Here is a 3,469-nt window from a genome sequence, read left to right as displayed (position 1 = left end):
GCTCTGCCCTGCGCGTACTGTGCCTGCAGGAAGATTCGGCAGACCGTGTCATCGAAATGCTCAAGGGTGCCATGGCGGAATGTCGCCTGGGTAACCCGGAGCGCCTGTCGGTGGACATCGGCCCGGTGATCGACGCCGAAGCCAAGGCCGGCATCGAGAAACATATCCAGGCCATGCGCGACAAAGGCCGCAACGTGTACCAAGTGGCAATCGCCGACGGCGAAGAGGTCAAGCGCGGCACCTTCGTGATGCCAACCCTGATCGAGCTGGAAAGCTTTGACGAACTGCAACGGGAGATCTTCGGCCCGGTGCTGCACGTGGTGCGCTACAAGCGCAAAGAGATCGATCAACTGATCGGCCAGATCAACGCTTCCGGCTATGGCCTGACCCTGGGTGTGCACACTCGTATCGACGAGACCATCGCCAAGGTGATCGACAACGTCAATGCCGGTAACGTCTATGTGAACCGCAACATTGTGGGCGCCGTGGTTGGCGTGCAACCGTTCGGTGGCGAAGGCTTGTCAGGCACAGGCCCGAAAGCCGGTGGTCCGCTGTACCTGTACCGCCTGCTGTCGACTCGTCCTACCGATGCGATCGAGCAGTCCTTCGTACGTGGCGACGCACTGACGGCACCGGACGTACGTCTGCGCGACGCCATGAGCCAACCGCTGACGGCCCTGAAAACCTGGTCCGACAGCAACAAGTTCAGCGACCTGAGTGCCCTGTGCAGCCAGTTCGCCGCACAATCCCAAAGCGGTATCACCCGCCAACTGGCCGGACCGACAGGCGAACGCAACAGCTACGCCATCCTGCCTCGTGAGCACGTACTGTGCCTGGCGGAAGTGGAAGGCGACCTGTTGACTCAATTGGCTGCGGTATTGGCTGTGGGCGGTTCGGCGGTATGGCCGGAAACCGACCTGACCAAGGCTCTATTCCCACGCCTACCGAAGGAAGCTCAGGCGAAGATCAAGCGCGTGGCTGACTGGACCAAGGACGAGGTGGTGTTCGACGCGGTCCTGCACCACGGTGATTCCGACCAACTGCGCGCGGTGTGCCAGCAAGTTGCCCAGCGTAGCGGAGCGATTGTTGGCGTGCATGGTTTGTCGCAGGGTGAGACGGCGATTGCGCTGGAGCGCTTGGTGATTGAACGTGCATTGAGTGTTAACACCGCAGCAGCAGGCGGTAATGCCAGCCTGATGACCATCGGTTAACGATCTGACAAAACGCGGTAAAAAATGTGGGAGGGGGCTTGCTCCCGATTGCAGTGTATCAGTCGATTTATCTGTGGCTGACACACCGCAATCGGGGGCAAGCCCCCTCCCACATTTGCCTGGGCATCACCCAAATCAATCTTGCTATCCACCCTCCATTCGCGCACTTAGACTCAGGCCAATTCCTCCAAAGGTAACCCGCCATGTCCGAGACGCTGCTCAGTTCCCGCAATCTGGCTTTCGAGCTGTACGAAGTTCTCGATGCCGAGGGCATGACTCAGCGTGAGCGGTTCAGCGAGCACAACCGCGAAACCTTCGATGCGGCCATCAGCACAGCGCGCAGCATTGCGGAAAAATACTTCGCCCCTCACAACCGCAAGAACGACGAAAACGAGCCGCGCTACGAAGACGGCAACGCCATCCTGATCCCGGAAGTGAAACCCGCCGTGGACGCCTTCCTGGAAGCCGGCTTCCTCAACGCCGCGCGGAATTTCGAAGCGGGCGGCATGCAACTGCCGACCCTGCTGTCCCAAGCCTGTTTTGCGCACTTCCAGTCGGCCAACGCCGCATCCACCTCCTACCCGTTCCTGACCATGGGCGCCGCCAACCTGATTGAAAGCTTCGGCACCGAGGATCAGAAACAACGCTTCCTGCAACCGATGATCGACGGCCGTTTCTTCGGCACCATGGCCCTCACCGAACCCCATGCTGGCTCGTCGCTGTCGGATATTCGGACACGCGCAGAACCTGCGGCCGACGGCACCTATCGGCTCAAGGGCAACAAGATCTTCATCTCCGGTGGCGACCACCCGCTGTCGGAGAACATCGTGCACATGGTGCTGGCCAAGCTGCCGGATGCGCCGCCTGGGGTGAAAGGCATTTCGCTGTTTATCGTGCCCAAGTTCCTGGTCAACGACGATGGCAGCCTGGGCGAACGCAACGATGTGCTGCTGGCCGGGCTGTTTCACAAGATGGGCTGGCGCGGCACCACTTCCACCGCTTTGAACTTCGGCGATAACGGCAACTGTGTCGGCTATCTGGTGGGCAAGCCGCACCAGGGCCTGAGCTGCATGTTCCAGATGATGAACGAGGCACGCATTGGCGTGGGCATGGGCGCGGTGATGCTCGGGTATGCCGGCTATCTGTACTCATTGGATTACGCCCGCGAACGCCCGCAAGGTCGCTTGCCCGACAGCAAAGACCCCACAACCGCACCGGTTTCGATCATCCAGCACGCGGACATCAAGCGCATGCTGCTGACCCAAAAATCCTACGTAGAAGGCGCTTTCGACCTCGGCCTATACGCCGCGCGGCTATTCGATGACACCACGACCCTCGCCACCGATACCGAACGCAAGCAAGCCCACGAATTGCTGGACCTGCTCACTCCCATCGTCAAATCCTGGCCGTCGGAGTTCTGCCTCAAGGCCAATGAACTGGCGATCCAGATCCTCGGCGGCCACGGCTACACCCGTGAATACCCGGTGGAACAGTACTACCGCGACAACCGCCTGAACCCGATCCATGAAGGCACCCATGGCATCCAGTCCCTGGACTTGCTGGGGCGCAAACTGGCGCAAAACGGTGGCGCGGGCTTGAAGCTGTTGATCCGGTTGATCGCCGAAACGGGCGCACGGGCACAGGAATATCCATCACTGACCGCATTGCGCGAACCGCTGGAACAGTTGGTCAACCGCTTGCAAAGCGTGACCCTCGGCCTGCTGACGGATCTGGCCCAAGGCAAGGTCAACAGCAGCCTGGCGAACTCGGCGCTGTACTTGAAGGTATTCGGCCATACGGTGATCGGCTGGCGCTGGCTGGAACAGGCGATCCGCGCTGAAGAAGGGCTGGCCAAGGGGAATGCGGCCGATGTGGCCTTCTATAAAGGCAAGCTCCAGGCCGCCCGGTACTTCCTGACCTGGGAAGTGCCGGGCTGCCATCATGAACTGGCGATTCTGGAGGCACGCGATGATACGTGCCTGGCAATGCAGGACGAATGGTTCTAAGGCTGACCTATTACCTTGGAAATCACATCGACCGTGGCGCTGACTTGCTCTTGGTAACGGTCGAGTTCCTGCTGGTGACGCTGCTGCATTTCGATCTGCTCGGCGCACAGGTTCAGCGCGGCCAGTACCAGTAATTTGTCACCGATCAAGGTCGGGTACTTTTTCTTGGTGGTGGCCAGGGAGGCCTTGAGCAGGGTCACGGCGTGCATCAGGGTTTGATCTTCCCCGGCCGGGGCCTTGATCGAGTAATCC

Annotated in this window: 3 protein-coding genes; 2 read left to right on the top strand and 1 reads right to left on the bottom strand. The window is 60.2% G+C overall.

Features of this window, described 5'->3' with window-relative positions; all coding sequences use genetic code 11:
- Together ACRESD_RS11315 and ACRESD_RS11310 are read left to right on the top strand one after the other, a co-directional pair.
- Positions 1-1,211, top strand: a 1,211-nt coding sequence (locus ACRESD_RS11315; protein ID WP_431750985.1) for an aldehyde dehydrogenase family protein, incomplete at its 5' end; no start/stop codon positions are given.
- Positions 1,212-1,414: 203 nt separating this feature from the next.
- Positions 1,415-3,217 (top strand): acyl-CoA dehydrogenase, encoded by a 1,803-nt coding sequence (locus tag ACRESD_RS11310; protein WP_431750984.1) that lies wholly within the window; start codon positions 1,415-1,417, stop codon positions 3,215-3,217.
- Here the strand turns inward: ACRESD_RS11310 and ACRESD_RS11305 are convergent.
- Positions 3,214-3,469, bottom strand: a 256-nt coding sequence (locus ACRESD_RS11305; RefSeq protein WP_431750983.1) for a cell division protein ZapA, incomplete at its 5' end; no start/stop codon positions are given. The genes ACRESD_RS11310 and ACRESD_RS11305 overlap by 4 nt on opposite strands.

Source organism: Pseudomonas sp., assembly GCF_050739995.1.
Taxonomy (GTDB): Bacteria; Pseudomonadota; Gammaproteobacteria; order Pseudomonadales; family Pseudomonadaceae; genus Aquipseudomonas.
The sequence above is the reverse complement of the archived record's forward strand: the minus strand, read 5'-3'. Positions and strand labels throughout refer to the sequence as shown.